General features: G+C 37.0%; 18 protein-coding genes and 2 tRNA genes. 9 read left to right on the top strand and 11 right to left on the bottom strand.

Annotated elements, in window-relative coordinates; genetic code table 11:
- Positions 1–60 precede the first annotated feature (60 nt).
- Entirely contained in the window at positions 61–522 is a 462-nt protein-coding gene (locus FB551_RS16035; RefSeq protein WP_142018227.1) for a hypothetical protein, read from the bottom strand.
- Positions 523–691: 169 nt separating this feature from the next.
- On the opposite strand from FB551_RS16035, the gene FB551_RS16030 reads away from it, so the two are divergent.
- The 3 genes from FB551_RS16030 (at position 692) to FB551_RS16020 (ending at position 3,506) form a co-directional block, all read left to right on the top strand.
- The gene (locus FB551_RS16030) at positions 692–2,488 is read left to right on the top strand and encodes a DUF885 domain-containing protein (RefSeq protein WP_142018226.1); all 1,797 of its coding nucleotides are present in this window, start codon (positions 692–694) and stop codon (positions 2,486–2,488) included.
- Positions 2,489–2,494: 6 nt separating this feature from the next.
- Positions 2,495–2,791, top strand: a complete 297-nt coding sequence (locus FB551_RS16025) for a hypothetical protein (protein WP_142018225.1) — start codon at positions 2,495–2,497, stop codon at positions 2,789–2,791.
- A gap of 268 nt (positions 2,792–3,059) precedes the next feature.
- Entirely contained in the window at positions 3,060–3,506 is a 447-nt protein-coding gene (locus FB551_RS16020) for a DinB family protein (protein ID WP_142018224.1), read from the top strand.
- 328 nt (positions 3,507–3,834) lie between these two features.
- Here the strand turns inward: FB551_RS16020 and FB551_RS16015 are convergent, their stop codons facing one another.
- A complete protein-coding gene (locus FB551_RS16015; RefSeq protein WP_076595135.1) occupies positions 3,835–4,455 on the bottom strand; it encodes an endonuclease III domain-containing protein in 621 nt (206 codons plus the stop codon).
- A 33-nt stretch (positions 4,456–4,488) separates the two neighbouring features.
- Between FB551_RS16015 and bcp the strand changes: the two genes are divergently transcribed.
- Complete coding sequence (gene bcp, locus FB551_RS16010; RefSeq protein WP_142018223.1) at positions 4,489–4,938, top strand: thioredoxin-dependent thiol peroxidase; 450 nt, start codon at positions 4,489–4,491, stop codon at positions 4,936–4,938.
- Between the two features lie 91 nt (positions 4,939–5,029).
- Here the strand turns inward: bcp and FB551_RS16005 are convergent, their stop codons facing one another.
- Genes FB551_RS16005 through FB551_RS15985 form a run of 5 tightly spaced genes read right to left on the bottom strand, consistent with a single transcriptional unit; the run spans position 5,030 to position 9,226 of the window.
- Positions 5,030–5,563: a GNAT family N-acetyltransferase gene (locus FB551_RS16005; RefSeq protein WP_047426565.1), complete on the bottom strand. Its 534-nt coding sequence runs from the start codon at positions 5,561–5,563 to the stop codon at positions 5,030–5,032.
- The gene (locus FB551_RS16000; protein ID WP_047426562.1) at positions 5,532–6,194 is read right to left on the bottom strand and encodes a hypothetical protein; all 663 of its coding nucleotides are present in this window, start codon (positions 6,192–6,194) and stop codon (positions 5,532–5,534) included. The genes FB551_RS16005 and FB551_RS16000 overlap by 32 nt, the downstream gene beginning before the upstream one ends.
- 32 nt (positions 6,195–6,226) lie before the next feature.
- A complete protein-coding gene (locus FB551_RS15995; protein WP_047426560.1) occupies positions 6,227–7,309 on the bottom strand; it encodes a mannose-1-phosphate guanylyltransferase in 1,083 nt (360 codons plus the stop codon).
- 2 nt (positions 7,310–7,311) lie between these two features.
- The gene (locus FB551_RS15990) at positions 7,312–7,902 is read right to left on the bottom strand and encodes a SprT-like domain-containing protein (protein WP_047426558.1); all 591 of its coding nucleotides are present in this window, start codon (positions 7,900–7,902) and stop codon (positions 7,312–7,314) included.
- Position 7,903: 1 nt separating this feature from the next.
- On the bottom strand, positions 7,904–9,226 hold the full coding sequence (locus tag FB551_RS15985; protein ID WP_047426555.1) for a TolC family protein: 1,323 nt from the start codon (positions 9,224–9,226) through the stop codon (positions 7,904–7,906).
- Positions 9,227–9,409: 183 nt separating this feature from the next.
- Between FB551_RS15985 and FB551_RS15980 the strand changes: the two genes are divergently transcribed.
- From FB551_RS15980 to FB551_RS15965, 4 genes are all read left to right on the top strand, one after another.
- Positions 9,410–10,654, top strand: coding sequence for a bifunctional folylpolyglutamate synthase/dihydrofolate synthase (locus FB551_RS15980; protein ID WP_142018222.1), 1,245 nt, complete (start codon positions 9,410–9,412; stop codon positions 10,652–10,654).
- Positions 10,655–10,696: 42 nt separating this feature from the next.
- Positions 10,697–10,771: transfer RNA gene (locus tag FB551_RS15975), tRNA-Val, on the top strand.
- Between the two features lie 33 nt (positions 10,772–10,804).
- Positions 10,805–10,879: transfer RNA gene (locus FB551_RS15970), tRNA-Val, on the top strand.
- Between the two features lie 113 nt (positions 10,880–10,992).
- The gene (locus FB551_RS15965) at positions 10,993–12,114 is read left to right on the top strand and encodes a hypothetical protein (RefSeq protein ID WP_142018221.1); all 1,122 of its coding nucleotides are present in this window, start codon (positions 10,993–10,995) and stop codon (positions 12,112–12,114) included.
- On the opposite strand, the gene FB551_RS15960 is transcribed toward FB551_RS15965, so the two are convergent.
- From FB551_RS15960 to FB551_RS23535, 4 genes are read right to left on the bottom strand one after another with little or no spacing between them, the layout of a single operon-like run.
- A complete protein-coding gene (locus FB551_RS15960; protein WP_142018521.1) occupies positions 12,104–13,027 on the bottom strand; it encodes a glycosyltransferase family 9 protein in 924 nt (307 codons plus the stop codon). The genes FB551_RS15965 and FB551_RS15960 overlap by 11 nt on opposite strands.
- Positions 13,028–13,077: 50 nt before the next feature.
- Positions 13,078–13,497, bottom strand: a complete 420-nt coding sequence (locus FB551_RS15955; protein WP_047426544.1) for a SufE family protein — start codon at positions 13,495–13,497, stop codon at positions 13,078–13,080.
- A 44-nt stretch (positions 13,498–13,541) separates the two neighbouring features.
- Entirely contained in the window at positions 13,542–14,639 is a 1,098-nt protein-coding gene (locus FB551_RS15950; protein ID WP_047426540.1) for a glycosyltransferase, read from the bottom strand.
- Positions 14,639–14,863 carry a hypothetical protein gene (locus FB551_RS23535; protein ID WP_047426537.1) on the bottom strand — a complete coding sequence of 75 codons (225 nt, stop codon included), beginning with the start codon at positions 14,861–14,863 and terminating at the stop codon, positions 14,639–14,641. The genes FB551_RS15950 and FB551_RS23535 overlap by 1 nt, the downstream gene beginning before the upstream one ends.
- Before the next feature lie 151 nt (positions 14,864–15,014).
- On the opposite strand from FB551_RS23535, the gene FB551_RS15940 reads away from it, so the two are divergent.
- Entirely contained in the window at positions 15,015–17,552 is a 2,538-nt protein-coding gene (locus FB551_RS15940) for an ATP-dependent Clp protease ATP-binding subunit (RefSeq protein WP_047427792.1), read from the top strand.
- The last annotated feature ends 16 nt before the right edge of the window (positions 17,553–17,568 follow it).

Genomic DNA, 17,568 nt, shown 5'->3' with positions numbered 1-17,568 from the left:
AGCAAATTTCTTTCCAAAAATATTTTGAAAAGAAATTTACAGTTAAAAAGGCAGAAGGTGTTAGTCTTCTCCTACCTCAATATCATCTTGCTTAAATTCGCATTTTAATCTAAAAGGAATCGGTGTATCTGATCCGGTATAAAAATCATCAATAGTTCCTTTCCAGATAACCTGAAGCTCCCCTTCTTCATTTTTTTCAAAAAGAAGCTCATTATCATAGATGTACGCATCTTCGTCATCGAAAAGATCTACTTCTGTATAGGTTTCTTCATCAGAGTCATTGATGGTGATGGTTTTTCCTTCTATTTCCGCTGATTCGATAGGAAAATCAAAAACTTCAAGTGAAAGCTGCGGAAAGTTGTACTGTAATGAATCATCGTCCACGTGATCCAAACTGTCATCCGTAATCACTTCAACCTCTAAAAAATGTTGCTGGTTGCTGTAAACTGCCTTACAATAAGTATTTCTGATATTGTATTTTAGCGTTTCGTCCGGATGGTAAATTTTTAAAATCCCTTTCATTTTTTCTTAAAAAAGAGCTGTAATAATATGATTGTTAAACGTTTTAGACAAAGATAAAAAATTGATTCAAAGTTGAAAGGATTTTAAAAATAATTTTTTAAAATCAATGCATACAATCATTCTGAATCTCCTAATAATACTTACTTTTGTTTCCATAAAGATTCTGAAAATGAAAAACATTTTATCAAAAAGTATTCTTGGATTGGGATTGGTGATCGGGCTTGCTTCCTGCAAAAAAACGGACTCTCCTCTTACAAAAGTGACGCCCAGCAACCTGGATTCAATCGCTTCGAACTATTATGAGCAGTATCTTAAGCTATACCCTTTAGATGCTACAGCACAGGGAGATGCCAGATATAATGATCAGCTTCCTATCAATATTGATAAAGATTTTATCTCAGGAGAAGTAGCATTCTACAATTCTGTACAGAAACAGTTGGAGCATGTGGATTACAAAACCCTTTCTGATGAAGATAAAGTGGTGTATGACGTATTGGATTATACGTTGAAAGATAAAATTGAAGCCTACGCCTATCATCCGGAATATATTCCCTTCACTCAATTTGGAGGGCTGCCGCTTACTTTTCCATTGTATGGAAGCGGACAGGGCAATCAGCCTTTTAAAACAGAAAAAGATTATAGTGACTGGCTGAAAAGAATGGAAAAATTCCCGGAGTGGATGAATGCTGCTGCAGACAACTTCCGTGAGGGAATCACCAATAAGATTGTACTTCCCAAAAAACTGGTGGTCAAAATGATTCCTCAAATGAAGGCTGAAGAAATTACAACGTCTGATATGGAAAAGAATATTTTCTACGGACCTATTAAAAATTTCCCTAAAAATTTCACGGAGGCTCAGAAAGAGAAATTTTCAGCACTTTATAAAGATGCCATTACGAAAAAGATCATTCCTGCTTATACTAAAATGGGGATATTTCTAGAAAAAGAATACCTTCCGAAAGCAAGAGATACAGATGGATACAACAGTCTTCCTAACGGGAATGAAATCTACAACTATTATGTAAAAAGCTGGACCACCACTAAAAAATCACCTGAAGAAATCAATAAAATCGGACTTCAACAGGTGGCAATGCTTCGTGCAGAAATGGAAAAAGTAAAACAACAGGTAGGTTTTACGGGAACGCTTGAAGAGTTTATCACTTTCGTAAAAACGGATCCAAAGGCAATGACTTATAAAACGTCTAAAGAAGTTTTAAACGGTTTCAACAGTATATTAACGAAAATTACTCCCAAGCTGAAAACAATGTTTAATGTAACGCCTAAAACAAAGTTTGAGATCAGACAGACAGAGAAATTCAGAGAAGCAAGTGCCAGTGCAGAATATATGCCGGGAACTCCGGATGGTAAAAGAGCGGGTATCTTTTATGTTCCGCTTCCGGATCCTACCAAGTTCAATGTTACTTCAGGAATGGAGTCTCTATTCCTTCATGAAGCAATTCCGGGGCATCATTACCAGGTTTCTTTGCAACAGGAGAACACAAAGCTTCCTAAATTTATGAGATTCGGATGGTTCGGAGCTTATGGCGAAGGATGGGCTCATTATTGTGAGACTTTAGGTCCTGAGTTCGGTTTATATACTGATCCTTACCAGAAAATGGGATATCTGAGCGATCAGATGCTGAGAGCGGTACGACTTGTAGTGGATACAGGACTTCATACCGGAAAAATGTCAAGAGAAGAAGCTATCAAATATTTCTTAAGCAATATTTCTTACGATGAAGGAGCTGCCGTGGCAGAAGTAGAAAGATACATGGCGATGCCGGGACAGGCTTTAGGCTACAAAATAGGTTCTTTAAGAATCCGTGAACTGAGAGAAAAGTATCAGAAGGAACTTGGAAACAAATTCAAGCTGGCAAGCTTCCATGATGAAGTATTAAGCCAGGGATGTCTTCCACTGGATGTTCTGAACAGGAAAATGGAGCTTTGGGCTCAAAAACAAAAATAGTTTCGTATGAAACTATTTTTGTTTTTTTCTGTTATTTTTTTGATGACTTTGAGCTGTCATAAAGAGCAGAATTTCGAAAATTTTACGGTTGACAAGAGCTTACCTGACAATGATACTATTCTCCTTCTTTCCAAACATCCGGAACTGAAACTTTACAACAGTGAAATTGTTGAAAGTAAAACAAGAACAGCACATATTGTTCAGGCTGCAAGTTACTCAGATGGCTTTCGTAAAGGAACATTTTTATTCGATGATTATAATGCAAAGCTCAGTATCAGAATGATACCCTTACCATCAAACTGAATAACAATAACGGATATTTTGGAAACGGAATTTTGATTAAGGTGTTTAAAAATCACTTTTACATCAAAGATATTGACCCAAAAACCTTAAAAGGCGAAGAAAAATTCATAAAATCTAAAGTTTTTAGTCAGAAATTGATTCTAAACAGTAAACAATTCACCAAAAATGACAGCATTTATGGTTTTATAGATTATAAATGCAGTATTGACAGTTTGGTTGATAAACACTTTAAAGGATATTTTAAAACCATAATACAATAAAAATTGATATGATCACAGAAAGCCTCAAATCTCTTTACAACAGAGATTTAAATAAATTAAAAACAGAGCTGGAAGCCTATCAAAACGAAGAAAGTCTTTGGAAAGCAGATAAAAACATTGCTAACTCTGCAGGTAATCTTGCCCTTCATCTGGTGGGAAATCTTAATCATTTTATAGGGACACACCTTGGAAATACCGGATATGTAAGACAGCGTGACCTGGAATTTTCATCAAAGGATATTCCTAAAGCGGAACTTATTGAAAAAGTGAAGAATACCACTACAATGATAGATTCAGTACTTTCCCGATTGTCCGATGAGGACCTGAAAAAAGAGTATCCATTGGTTGTTTTTGAAAGTGCCATGACAACCGATTACTTCCTGATCCATTTGCTTGCTCACCTGGATTACCATTTGGGGCAGATTAATTACCACAGAAGGTTATTGGACATTTAAAATTAAAATAACGCAACGATCACTAAGTAATTGTTGCGTTTTATTTTAGTTCGCAAGGGCGTTTCACTCAGCGAGGGAGATATTGCCTTTGCTAAACGAAGTGTCTTCGCGAGCTATTTCAGCATGTTTTTTAAGCCATGTCAAGGTTCAGAACCTTGACATGGTTTATTTATAAACGCAACCACAAAGTAATTGTTTCATTTTCTATTAGTTCGCAAAGACGTTTCACTCAGCTAGGGAAATATGTCTTCTAAACGAAGTGCATTCGCAAGCTATTTCAACGTAATTTCTATAAAATCTTAGCGAGCATAGCGCTGAAATAATTGAATTATTTCTCAAACATCATTTTCGTAATAAAATCCTTCTCTCCTTTTCCTCTTGCCGGAGAATATTCTCTTCCATAGAAAATAATCTGAAGGTGAAGCTTATTCCATACTTCCTCCGGGAATAATTTCTTGGCGTCGCGCTCTGTTTCCACCACATTTTTTCCGGAGGTAAGTTTCCACTGTGTCATCAGACGGTGAATATGGGTATCTACCGGAAAAGCGGGAAATCCGAATCCCTGGCTCATTACTACTGAAGCTGTTTTGTGTCCTACTCCCGGAAGTGCCTCCAGTTCCTCATAAGTCTGCGGAACAATACCATTATGACGCTCCAGCAGAAGTTCTGCCATTCTTTTCAGGTTTTTGGCTTTTGTATTGGAAAGTCCGATTTCCTTAATCAGTTCTTTGATTTCAAATTCTTCAAGCTTAGCCATTCTTTGCGGCGTTCCTGCGACCGCAAAAAGATCAGGTGTGACCTGGTTAACTTTTTTATCTGTTGTCTGCGCAGAAAGTGCTACAGCAACCATTAATGTATAGGGATCGGTATGGTCTAACGGAATAGGTGTGGTGGGATATAATTTATCCAGTTCTATCTGAACGAGCTCAGCTCTTTGTTTTTTTGTCATGTATACCTTAAATTTGAACAAAATTAAATCATTATGCTGAAAGTTGGAGATAAATTACCTGAATTTAAAGGATTCAATCAAGACGGAGAAACAGTAACCTCATCAAAATTAATTGGAAAAAAACTGGTAGTTTTCTTCTATCCGCAAGCGAATACACCCACCTGTACAGTGGAAGCCTGCAACCTGAGCGATAATTATTCCAAGCTTGAAAAGGCAGGATTTCAATTACTGGGAATAAGCGGTGACACGGTAAAGAAACAGAAAAATTTCCATAGCAAATTCGCATTTCCTTATGATCTTATCGCGGATGAAAACCGGGATATTATTGAAAAATTTGGGGTATGGCAGGAGAAGAAAACGTTTGGAAAAACGTATATGGGAATTGTAAGAACCACTTTTATTTTTGATGAAAATGGAATCTGTACAAGAGTGATTAAAAAAGTAACGTCAAAGACTGCAGCTGAGCAGATTCTGGAAGGATAATTCTTTTTTAAACAAAGCTATCACAAATATTTTCACAAATAACACAGATACAATATTGTGCTATTTGTGAAAATATTTTTTTATAAATTTATTATTCGGTTTCGTAATAATTTAGCTCTTCTGTTTCACCGGGAAGTGTAACGTGCTTTTTAAACCTTAACCCCAGCTTTTCAATCAGTTTTTGGGAAGAAATATTATCTTTTGAAATAATGGCAGATATCTTTGTTAATCCAAAGTCATCCATCCCAATAGACTTCACTTTCTGAGCAGCCTCAAAAGCATACCCTTTGCCTTCGAACTCTTCCAGCAGCGAATATCCGATATCCACGATATCCAGCCCTTCCCTTTCAAAGATTCCTACTGCTCCCACTTTTTCATTTCCGTCTTTGGTTACTAAAAGATAGTTTCCAAAGCCCAGTCTTTCAATCTGGGGAGCAAATCTGTTGAGGATATAATTTTCCGCATCTTCAATGGAATTAACATTGCGATTGCCGATATGTTGAATGAATTTGGGTCTGTTATAAAGTTCAAAGACAAAATCTTTGTCTTCACGAGACATGGGGCGAAGGATTAATCGCTCAGTCTCATAGGTATTATTTGCGCTTGGGTGTTTTTCTGGGCTCATCTTTCTTTGGTTCTTCTTTTTTTTCGATTTTTAAAAGTCTCGGGTTATTAGCACATTTTTTATTATAAAGCTCAATATAGGTTCCATTGTCCTTTACATTGCTTACAGCGCCTGTAGATTTATTTACGGTAACTGTATAATGTGTTTTCTGGTATGGACATTCCTTTGAGGTCAGTTTTCCAAGGTCCAGATAGTAATTCGACTGATCTTCATGGTAATTACCCGCAAGATCCTTGAATTCCTCATCTACCATGTATCCATCGGCCGCTAATACAACCGCTGCTTCCTGAGCATTATCAATTCTGTCAACAAACTTCTTCAGTCCTTCGACATCAGTCACATAATTTACTTTACCTCCTTCCGAATAAGCAATATAATAAAAGCTGTCTTCACTGGGGAAAAGATTGAATCCTGAGAATTGAGGTGTATAATTTACCTTACCCGAAATCTTAATTTCCTCGCCTTTCCCATAGCTGTTGTATACCAACACCCATGAATCTACCCTGTTACCTGGGTTGATCTGTTGCAAAATAGCTGGAATGTTTGCAAACTTTTTCTTCTCTTGAGCCCATCCAAAGATTCCCAAAAGTAAAAATGTAAGAATTGTAAATCGGGTTGCAGTTTTAATCATAATTTAAAAATCAGCAGAAAATATACCAAATATTACATAAACTTCTCGCCTTTTTTAAAGCTCTTTAGGTCAAGAACATAATCTTTAATAAGCTGATCATTATCCCGCGGGCAGATCAGAAGTGCTTTATCTGTATCTACAACAATGTAGTTTTCAAGGCCGTCAATAATTACTGCCTTGTTATTATTCTTTAAACGGATGATATTTCCTTTTGAATTATAAGAAAGTAAATGTTTCAGTTTTACTGCGTTTCCGTCTTTATCTTTTTCTGTATTTTCATATACAGAGGTCCATGTTCCAAGATCGCTCCATCCTAAATCTGAAGGAATCACGTAAACATTCTTTGCTTTTTCTAAAATTCCGTTATCAATGGAAATTTTCTGAACCTTCGGATAAATGGTTTCAATACAGCTGTTTTCTTTTTCAGAGTTGTACTCACACGCCATAAAATGTTGCATCATCTCAGGAAGATAAAGATCAAAAGCGTGGTGAATGCTCTTCACATTCCATACAAAAATCCCTGCATTCCAAAGGAAATCACCACTTTCCAAAAAGCTTTGGGCAATTTCAAGGATAGGTTTTTCTGTGAATGTTTTCACTTTAAAGTATTCAGATCCCTTTTTTTCTACAAACTGAATATAGCCATACCCTGTATCAGGTCTTGTTGGAGTGATTCCTAATGTTACCAGATAATCATTTTTTGAAGCTACCTCAAACGCCAGCTCTACTTTTTCCAGAAATACATCCTCTTTAAGGATCAGATGATCTGCCGGCAATACAATCATTGTTGCATCCGGATTAATCTCAGCAATTTTGTTAGCCATATACAGATTACAAGCTGCTGTATTCTTCATAAGCGGCTCACCCACAATGTTCTCTTCAGGAATCTCCGGAAGCTGCTGATGGGAAACAGGAACATATTCTTTATTCGTAATCACGAATATCTGTTCTTTAGGAATTACCTTGCTGATTCGGTCATAGGTCTGCTGAATCATAGTACGCCCGGTTCCTAAAATATCCTGAAACTGTTTTGGAAATTTCTGCGTGCTCATAGGCCAGAACCGGCTTCCGATTCCCCCTGCCATGATAACGCAATATCTATCTGATTTTGACATTCTTAGCTACATTTTTCTACCCTCGCTAAAGGCTTGAAAGAATACTTCCTTCCAGTAGCCAGGTTCTTACAAAGATAGTTTTTTTTAACTAGACCTTCTAATAAATACTTTTCGTTGCGATAGATAAAGAATTCTCCCTTTTTAAGTTCTTCGATAAACTGCAGAGTATCATCCTGTTTCTCAGTGTGGAAATATCTTACCAGATCAGGGCTTGCCATGAAATTGGCTTTAGGCGATTTTGAAAATTTTATAATGATCGGCTTGAGTTCTTCATCATAAATTTCAAGACTTTGCAGGAGCATATTTCTGAACGTTTCTTTCCATTCGTTGCCATGTGGAGAAATTTTTCGTCCATATTTTTCGAAAGCAATCAGATGGGCCAGCTCATGAGTCAATACAAAGAAAAAAAGCTGTGGCGTCAGGGTAGAATTTACCGTAATTTCATGCGAGTTGTCCGGAAGCTTTCTATAATCTCCCAGTTTAGAATTTCTGTTTCTTGTAACTTTTATATGTATATAGTAATCTGCAAACCAGATCCTTAAATATTTAAGCGTATTTTGGGGTAAGTATTTTTCTAATGATTTGATTGGCATTTTACAAACTTAATGGAATTCCTGCATAGAAATTCAATAGTTTAAGACTAAAAAGATAATTATATTTTGCCTGCGCTACTGATCCCTGTGCATTTGCATAATTATTTCTCGCCACATTGACGTCATAAATGGTTGTTCTTCCGGCAGTATAACTTTTATCTGCAAAATCGAGCGCCAGTTTCGAGCTTTTCTCTGCTTCTACTGCGGCCAGATAGGTTTCGTAGTTGGCATCGGCATCAAACTGAGCTTTCTGAACATTTTGTCTTACCTGCTGTTTCTGTTGCTCTAACGTATTTTTGGCTATGCTTTCGTTTACTTTAGACTGCTCTACCTGAAGTTTTGTTTTTCCTTTATTGAAGATAGGAATATTAAGTGATAATCCTACATTTTGTCCAAACTGATCTTTATATTGTTCGAAAAAATTTCCCTGAATAGTACCTGGCATAGGATCAAACTGTCTGTTATAGAAAGTGTTAAGACCGGCACTGGCTGTTAATGTAGGCCAGAATGCTGTTTTGGTTACCTCGGTTTGTGCTTCGGCAGATCTTATGCGGCTTTCCGCTGCTTTGATCTGCGGTTGTATCTCATACGCCGTTGTAAGCACTTCATCTGCAGTAGTAAGCTGCAATTCTAGCTTTTCCGGAATATTCACATCTTCCACATCAAAACCCTTATAATCCGAAAGCTGTAAAAGCTGAACGATGGCAAACAAAGCACGGCCCACGTTTACTTCTGCTGTTTTAAGATTTTGTTTTTCTCTTGCCAATGCTGCTTCAGCCTCTGCCAGAACCGTTTGGGCTGTTGTTCCAACCTGAGTGGTGATTTTAGCTCTGTCAAATTGTTTCTGTGCATTATCTACGGCACTCTGAGAAATTTTAACGATCTCTTTATTCAACAAAGTGGTCAGATATTGCTGAGCGATCTGAAGGGAAATATCATTTTTAATGGTTTCAATGTCATATTGGCTTGCTTCTACATCAAACTGAGCCTTTCTTACATTCTTCTCTAGTCTCCCATTATTATAAACCAAAATATCGGCTCCCAGACCCACACTGTTATTGAACCTATCGTTTCTAAAGCTTCCGGCTCCTAATGATCCTTGTCCGAAACTCACTCCAGTCGTAACACTCCCAGATAGGGAAGGTAAATATTCTTTTTGGGCGGCTTTAAGGTTGTATTCCTGGTTTTGTTTGTTATACTGATTTTGGATAACCTGAAGATTATGCTCCACTGCATAGCTTACACATTCTTTTAAGGACCATTTCTTCTGAGCGCTTAAACCCAGATAACCTAATCCAAAAACGATGATCCAAACTTTTTTCATATTGTATATGTTTATTTGTTTTTAATGGCCATATGGAATCGTGTTATCTTCATCAGTATGATACCGTGTAAATCACAGCGATTGCATATTAAGATTTTTCAATATTAGACGAATTAAATATAAAAAAGTTACAGATTGAAAAATTATATTTTATTTTAAAAAAACTTTTGGGAATTTTGTACCATGACAAATGAACAATATCAGGAAGCTATCGACTGGCTTTTCGTACAGATGCCCAACTATCAGATAGATGGACAGAAGGCTTATAAACCTGGGCTTGACAACATTGCAAAGCTTTGTGCTTTCTTTGGAAATCCTCAGGATAAAATAAAGTGTATCCACATTGGCGGCACCAATGGAAAAGGTTCTTCAAGCAATATGCTGGCATCGGTTCTTCAGGAGGCCGGTTATAAAACAGGATTATACAATTCTCCCCACCTTATCGATTTTACGGAGCGTATTAAGGTGAACGGCAAAAACTGTAATAAAGAATTTGTCTTTGATTTTATTCAAAAACTGAAAACAATTCCGGAAGATATCCGCCCCTCTTTCTTCGAATTCACAACCATCATGGCTTTTGAATATTTTTATCAGCAGCAGGTAGATTTTGCCATTATTGAAGTGGGATTGGGAGGAAGACTGGATTCTACCAATATTATCAAACCATTGATTTCGGCTATTACCAATGTGCAGCTGGACCATCAGAATATTCTCGGAGATACTATCGAAGAAATTGCAATGGAGAAAGCCGGAATTATTAAGCACGATATCCCGATTATTTCCGGTGATGAGAATGAAGCCGTTAGAAATATCATTCAGGAGAAAGCAATGAAAGAAAATGCTCCATTTATAGATGCTACGCTCATTCATACAAACCTTGAATCTGATTTGAAAGGGAATTACCAGAAAAAGAATATCAGAGTTGTATTGGCTGCCGTAGAAGAGTTAAGAAAACAGAATGTCCCTATTTCTGACAATGCTCTTGAAAACGGACTGCTCCATGTTCATCAGAATACAGGATTTATTGGCCGTTGGTTCGAGTTTTCACAACATCCGCTTACAATTTGCGATACGGGACATAATCAGGCAGGTTTGGAGTATGTTTTTTCACAATTAAATTCAATTAACAGACACAAGCATGTTATTTTGGGGTTTGTGAATGATAAAAAAATAGATGATGTGATGAAATTACTTCCTGAAAATTCTGAGTTCTATTTTGCAAAACCATCCATCAACAGGGGAAGACATCCCGAAGATTACGAAAATCTCCTCCAGGAGGCGAAAATTTTTTATAAAATTTTTGATTCTGTACAGGAAGCGTATCTCTCTGCAAAAGAACAATGTACAAATGAAGAAATGATTTTTATCGGCGGAAGCAACTTTGTAGTGGGAGATTTTTTAGAAAAAAATTTGGAGATTAAAGAATAAGTCGTATATTTGCACCACTCTAAACAAGAGAACAAGTCTAGAGGGTTCTTAGCTCAGTTGGTTCAGAGCATCTGGTTTACACCCAGAGGGTCGGGGGTTCGAATCCCTCAGGACCCACAGAAAAGGAAACGAAACCTTTCAAAAAAATTCGGGTTCTTAGCTCAGTTGGTTCAGAGCATCTGGTTTACACCCAGAGGGTCGGGGGTTCGAATCCCTCAGGACCCACAAAAAATCTCTCAGATTTCTGGGAGATTTTTTTATTTTATCCCTAAGCATTTAAATGTGACCTGCTGTTTTCCTGATATTTATCTACCTTTGCCTACATCGAATAGCCAAACTTGAAACAACTCCACATCATATCATTCAATTATCCCTACCCTCCTTCTTATGGCGGAATCATTGATGTATATTATAAAATCAAGGCTTTATCTGATCTTGGAATAAAAATTCATCTGCATTGTTTTGTAGACCAGATCCCTGATAAGATTGATCCGGAAGTCAAAGAGATAACGGAAAATGTGTTTTTTTATCAAAAGAAAAAGAATCCTCTGCTTTATTTCTCGTCAACTCCTTTCGCTGCTGCTATCAGAAATTCTGAAGAACTCATTAAAAATCTGGAAAGGAATAAAGCACCTATCCTGTTCGAAGGCCTACAGACAACCTGTATAATGCGGTTTCTGACAGTAAACGACCACAAACTCTACCTCCGTTATCACAATAACGAAACAGAATATTATAAAGGGCTTTCTGCGTCAGAGAAAAACAAATTGAAAAAGATCATTTACAAAATTGAATCTTTAAAATATACCGGATATCACAAAAAGCTTTTAAAGAAATTCGAAGCTGTATTCTGCCTGTCTGAAAAGGAATATAATGAAGTAGAAACCTATTCAGGAAATGCACACCTGATTCATATCTTTCATGGTAATGAATCGGTAAAGGAATTGGATACAAAAGGGAAGTATTTTCTTTTTCATGGAGACCTCACTACCGCTGACAATAAAAGAGCATTGAATGAGACTATTGACTTATTCAAAACTCTTCCACAATATCAACTGGTTGTAGCCTCAGATCGTGCCGGTGATGACATAAAAAGAAAGATTTCAACAGTTGAAAACATCAGCCTCACTCCTATTCAAACTACAGAAAATCTCTGTAATCTTCTGGAAGATGCTCATGCCAATATTCTGATTTCTTACCAGAATTCCGGCACAAAAGTGAAGCTGTTTAATACACTTTACAACAGCCGTTTTGTTATTATCAATGAAAATATCACAGATGATCCTGTTTTGAAGAGTTTGTGCCTGTTTGGATCTGATATGAATGAAATCCGTCAACAAATTGTCACCTCAGCGGAAAAAGAGTATCACGATACTGAAAAGAGAAAGGAAATCTTAGAAAAAAGCCATTCTGATGAAGCTAAAGCTAATGAGATGGTAAAGATTATTTTTAAAAATTAACCCTATCCACCACTTTCTGGATATTAAATTCCTCAAGACAGGCCCAGTCGCCCCTGTAACATTCTTTATCTCCAAAAACCGAACATGGCCTGCAGCTCAGGTCTTTCACCTGAACAACATCTTCTTCACTCTGCCCAAATCCTAAAAATCCGGCATATGGATGAGTTGCTCCCCAAATAGAAACACAGCGCGTTCCTACAAGACTTGCAAGGTGCATATTGGCAGAATCCATGGATATCATCAGTTCAAGTCCCGCAATATAATTGAGTTCTTCCGTAAGATTTAATTTTCCGGCAAGATTTTTTGTATTGGGAATCTCTTCTTCCCATTTTTCAAGGGTTTCTGTTTCTTTTTTACCTCCTCCAAAGAAATATACGGTATGCTTCTGAGCCAGAATCCTTACCAGTTCATACGACTTCTCCAAAGGAAGCATTTTTCCCTTATGCTGAGCAAAAGGAGCAAACCCAATTCCTGATTTCTGCTCCGAAACCGGTCTTAATTGATGAGAAAGTTCAATCCTGAATCCCATTTCCCGGAAAACATCAGCATAACGTTCTACTGTTTTTTTCAGCTGAACCTTTTCCAGATTCCAGACATCCGTAAGATGTTCTTTTTCTTCTTTACCTTTATTAATTTTAAAAACCTTAAGTCCTTTTCTTCTATATATTCTGTCTAAAACTTTGGTTCGGATTACATCATGGAGATTGGCAATACAATCCGGATTAAACTCACGAATCAGTTCACTGCTCAATTTCCTCAATCCAAAAAGACCTTTGTAATCATCCAGATCAATCCCCTTAAACGTTACATTGGAAATTCCTGCAAACAAAGCCTCAAAATTTTTCCTGGAAACCATAATAATTTCCACGCCGGGGTTCTGCTCCAGAAATTCTCTGAAAACAGGCACTGTCATCGCAACATCTCCGAATGCGGAAAAACGATATGCTAAAATTCTGGTCACGGTTATGATTTCAGTTGGTAAGCAACTGCATAAAACTTGATCTGCTTGGTCATCGCCATAAGCCCGTTAGCTCTGGAAGGTGAAAGAAATTCCTGTAGCCCTATTTCTCCGATAAAATCAAAATCAGAATCCAGAATTTCCTGTGTGGAATGTCCACTATAAATACTTACTAAAAGAGAAACGATACCTTTGGGTAAAATACCATCAGAATCTGCATTAAAGAAAAGTTTTCCTTCTTTAAATTCAGCATCAATCCAAACTTTGCTCTGGCAGCCTTTAATCAGATTTTCTTCTGTTTTCTTATCTTCAGCTAAACCTTTCAGTTCTTTTCCAAGATCAATGATGTATTCATACTTCTGCTCCCAATCGTCAAGAAAAGCGAATTCATCTATTATTTCCTGCTGTTTTTCTTTAATGGTCATTTTAAATCAAATTTCTTTTGCAAAGATAACCAATTTTGTAAAATTTATTTACGCGAGGCTTTTTCAAAAAGCTGCAGAATTTTTCTTTCTTCATTCTCCCAGCAAAAGACATCTGCTGCCTTATTCAATTCGCTTTGATAATGCTGTCTTCCTCTCTGAAGAACAAGATTAATTGCTTTCTCAATGGTTTCAGGCTGATGATCCGGAATAATTTCACCTACATTAAACTGATTTTTTATCCTTTGCATTTCTGGAAAATTAATCATCACAAGCGGTACTCTCGACTGGATATAATCACAAACCTTATTAGGAAGCGAATAATAATAGCTTACCCCATTGTTTTCCTCAAGACTGAATCCCACATCAGCAGTTTTGGTGATTTCTCTGAGATTTTCCGGTTTCAGTTTACCCAGGAAAAATACTTTATCCTGCAGTTTTTCCTGAATAACAAGTTCCTCATAGTCTCTTTTCTTTGGTCCATCACCTGCAATTTTCAAGACAGCATCTTTAATATGATGCATGGCAGCAATCATTTTTTCTATTCCTCTGGATTGATTAATTGCTCCCTGATATAAAATAATTTTCGGATGATTTTCAGGAATTTCAGGTGCAGTAAGAATTTTTCTCGGAATATTCCTTACCACTACTGGATTCACATTATATTGCTCATGAAACCATTCTGCATAGCTTTCGCTTTCTGTCATCATCAGTTCCATATGGGGAACCAGCTTTCTTTCGAGCAATCTCCAGAATTTCTGTGAAAATCTGTTTTGGACGGATGGCATTTCTGTGAAAATTTCATGGCTGTCAAACACCAAGGGAATGTTCAGTTTTTTAGCAATCAGATAATTTGGCAGAAGTGCATCGATGTCATTGGCATGAAGGATCGTATCTTTGTCCGCTTTTTTCTTCAGTTCTTTATATAATTTCCAGTTGAACTCAAAATAAGCAGTCTTCAGACTTTCAGACTTTAAGCTAATCCTGGAAAAAGAGTAAGGACGCTCCATTTTTTCGTTTCCCTCCCAGTCGTTACCAATCAGATCTATGGAATATCCGTTGTCAAAAAGGGTTTTGCACACCTTCTCTATCCGTTGGTCAGTATACAGATTACTAAAAGCAGAAGTAATAATTTTTTTCCTCATCAATCTTTTTTGTCTAATATTAAATAATAGATTTGAATGAAACAAATAAGCCCGTTTGGTATGATAACCGGCCAAAGCATTCCATTAAATATACCATAAATGACAAAACAAAAACAGCCAATCATGTTAACCACTCTGATTTTTCTTACATCTTTCAATATGAAACTCAATACGATAAAAAGAGAAGCAGAATAACCGATGTAATTAGTAATTTCAGTATTCATGGGGAAAATTTAAGGATAACAAACTTAATCATTTTCAATAAGATAATAAAATTTTTTCTGCCATAAAGTCATTAATTGATTTTTGGTAAAATATTTGTAATTTAGATAATGAATAAAAGGTAATGTTGCCTTTGTTCTAATGAGATATATTATGGATTATAAGTTTTCACAAGGTTTGAGCCAGGTGTTCAAACAAAGCAAAAGCGAAGCTAAAAGGCTGAAAAGTGAATTTCTTAATACAGAACATCTACTTTTAGGTATTATAAAAACGGAAAACTCTGCAAAAGAAATCCTTCAAAACCTTAATGCGGATTTAACACAAATCAGAAGAAAAATTGAAACTCTAAATACAGCAAGTCTTAATCCTATTTCTGAGGAGGTTACCAATATTTCTTTCACTAAGATGGCAGATCATGCGATCAAACGTGCAGAGTTAGAATGCCGACAGTATAAAAGCAATGAAATTAATACCGTTCACCTGCTTTTAGGTATTCTTTATAAATATGAGGACCCTACTTCAAATATTCTGGGAGCTTATGACATCGACTACGAAGGAGTTTCAAGAGAATACCAGACTATGCTTAAAAATTCAGGGCAGTCTCCTCAGATGAGTGCTTATGATGATGATGATGAGAGAGAAGAATTTGAGCAAATGAGAAAGCCTACAGGAAATCTAGGTTCTGCAAAAAGTAAAACGCCTACGTTGGATAACTTTGGTAGAGACCTTACTTCTTTGGCCAGAGATGGAAAACTGGACCCAGTGATTGGCCGTGAAAAAGAAATTGAGAGAGTTTCTCAGATCTTATCACGTAGAAAGAAGAACAACCCGCTTCTTATCGGGGAGCCGGGAGTTGGTAAATCTGCTATCGCTGAAGGTTTAGCATTAAGAATTCAACAGAAAAAAGTGTCCAGAGTTCTTTATGGAAAACGTGTGATCACTTTAGATCTTGCAAGTTTGGTTGCAGGAACAAAGTACCGTGGTCAGTTTGAGGAAAGAATGAAGGCCATTATGACGGAACTGGAAAAAAACAGAGATGTCATCTTATTTATTGATGAGCTTCATACCATTGTGGGAGCAGGAAGTTCTACGGGAAGTTTAGATGCTTCCAATATGTTCAAACCTGCTTTGGCAAGAGGAGAAATTCAATGCATCGGGGCCACTACCCTGGATGAATACCGTCAGTATATTGAAAAAGACGGAGCTTTAGAAAGAAGATTCCAGAAAGTAATGGTGGAACCTACATCTATTGATGAAACTGTTCAGATCTTGAACCAGATCAAAGATAAATATGAGGAACATCACAATGTAATCTATACTCCAGAAGCTATCCTGGCTTGTGTCAATCTGACATCGAGATATATTACAGACCGTTTTCTTCCGGACAAAGCAATTGATGCAATGGACGAAGCAGGATCCCGTGTTTATATTAAAAACATGAAAGTTCCTACTGAAATCATTGATTTTGAAAAGAAAATTGAAGACATCAAAGAACTGAAACAGAAGGCCGTAAAAGCTCAGGACTACCTTGAAGCAAGAAAGCTGAAAGATGAGGAAGAACGTCTTCAGATGGAACTGAATTCGGCTCAGGAAAAATGGGATAAGGATGTAAAAGAGAAAAAAGAAACCGTAACGGAGGAAAATGTAGCGGAAGTAGTTTCTATGATGAGTGGAGTTCCTGTAACGAAAGTTGGTAAGAACGAGCTTGACAAACTTGCCCAAATGGACGAGAAGCTGAACGGAAAAGTGATTGGCCAGGAAGATGCCGTGAAAAAGGTTGTGAAAGCAATTCAAAGAAACAGAGCAGGTCTTAAAGATCCTAACCGTCCTATCGGTACTTTTATTTTCCTTGGAACAACCGGGGTTGGTAAAACCGAATTGGCGAAGGTAATGGCAAGAGAACTTTTTGAATCCGATGAATCTCTGATCAGAATTGACATGAGTGAATACATGGAGAAATTTGCGGTGTCAAGATTAGTAGGTGCGCCTCCGGGATATGTAGGATACGAAGAAGGTGGTCAGCTGACAGAAGCTGTAAGAAGAAAGCCTTACGCAGTGGTTCTTTTGGATGAGATTGAAAAAGCTCACCCTGATGTATTCAATATTCTGTTGCAGATTTTGGATGAAGGACACGTTACAGACAGTTTAGGAAGAAAAATTGATTTCAGAAATACCATTATTATTCTGACTTCAAACATCGGAACAAGAGATCTTAAAGACTTCGGAGACGGTGTAGGATTCGGAACTTCTGCGAAGAAAACGACTTCGGACTCAAGAGCAAGAAGTACCATTGAAAATGCCCTTAAAAAAGCATTTGCACCGGAATTCTTGAACAGAATTGATGATATCGTGATCTTCAACTCTCTTGTACAGGATGATATCAAGAAAATTATTGATATTGAACTGAATAAACTTTATGGCAGACTTGAAAAACTAGGATATAAAGTAGATCTTACTGAAGAAGCCAAAGACTTTATTTCTGAAAAAGGATGGGATAAAGATTTCGGAGCAAGACCATTGAAACGGGCCATCCAGAAGTATATTGAGGACTTATTGGCAGAAATGCTGGTAAACAAGCAATTGAGCGAAGGAGAAACTGTAATTCTTGATCTTAATGAAGCAAAAGACGGATTGATCGGGAAAACGCAGAAAACGAAAAAATCGGCTGCTGAGAAATCTTCTCAATCATAATTGAATAAATAATTTA

This window comes from Chryseobacterium aquifrigidense, from assembly GCF_006716485.1.
Taxonomy (GTDB): domain Bacteria; phylum Bacteroidota; class Bacteroidia; order Flavobacteriales; family Weeksellaceae; genus Chryseobacterium; species Chryseobacterium vietnamense.
Note: the sequence above shows the minus strand (reverse complement) of the source record. Positions and strands in the feature narration are given on the sequence as shown.

Coding starts and splice junctions, on each gene's coding strand:
- FB551_RS16035 (WP_142018227.1), bottom strand. CDS start 522: ATGAAAGGGATTTTAAAAATTTACCATCCGGACGAAACGCTAAAATAC.
- FB551_RS16030 (WP_142018226.1), top strand. CDS start 692: ATGAAAAACATTTTATCAAAAAGTATTCTTGGATTGGGATTGGTGATC.
- FB551_RS16025 (WP_142018225.1), top strand. CDS start 2,495: ATGAAACTATTTTTGTTTTTTTCTGTTATTTTTTTGATGACTTTGAGC.
- FB551_RS16020 (WP_142018224.1), top strand. CDS start 3,060: ATGATCACAGAAAGCCTCAAATCTCTTTACAACAGAGATTTAAATAAA.
- FB551_RS16015 (WP_076595135.1), bottom strand. CDS start 4,455: ATGACAAAAAAACAAAGAGCTGAGCTCGTTCAGATAGAACTGGATAAA.
- bcp (WP_142018223.1), top strand. CDS start 4,489: ATGCTGAAAGTTGGAGATAAATTACCTGAATTTAAAGGATTCAATCAA.
- FB551_RS16005 (WP_047426565.1), bottom strand. CDS start 5,563: ATGAGCCCAGAAAAACACCCAAGCGCAAATAATACCTATGAGACTGAG.
- FB551_RS16000 (WP_047426562.1), bottom strand. CDS start 6,194: ATGATTAAAACTGCAACCCGATTTACAATTCTTACATTTTTACTTTTG.
- FB551_RS15995 (WP_047426560.1), bottom strand. CDS start 7,309: ATGTCAAAATCAGATAGATATTGCGTTATCATGGCAGGGGGAATCGGA.
- FB551_RS15990 (WP_047426558.1), bottom strand. CDS start 7,902: ATGCCAATCAAATCATTAGAAAAATACTTACCCCAAAATACGCTTAAA.
- FB551_RS15985 (WP_047426555.1), bottom strand. CDS start 9,226: ATGAAAAAAGTTTGGATCATCGTTTTTGGATTAGGTTATCTGGGTTTA.
- FB551_RS15980 (WP_142018222.1), top strand. CDS start 9,410: ATGACAAATGAACAATATCAGGAAGCTATCGACTGGCTTTTCGTACAG.
- FB551_RS15960 (WP_142018521.1), bottom strand. CDS start 13,027: ATGACAGTGCCTGTTTTCAGAGAATTTCTGGAGCAGAACCCCGGCGTG.
- FB551_RS15955 (WP_047426544.1), bottom strand. CDS start 13,497: ATGACCATTAAAGAAAAACAGCAGGAAATAATAGATGAATTCGCTTTT.
- FB551_RS15950 (WP_047426540.1), bottom strand. CDS start 14,639: ATGAGGAAAAAAATTATTACTTCTGCTTTTAGTAATCTGTATACTGAC.
- FB551_RS23535 (WP_047426537.1), bottom strand. CDS start 14,863: ATGAATACTGAAATTACTAATTACATCGGTTATTCTGCTTCTCTTTTT.
- FB551_RS15940 (WP_047427792.1), top strand. CDS start 15,015: ATGGATTATAAGTTTTCACAAGGTTTGAGCCAGGTGTTCAAACAAAGC.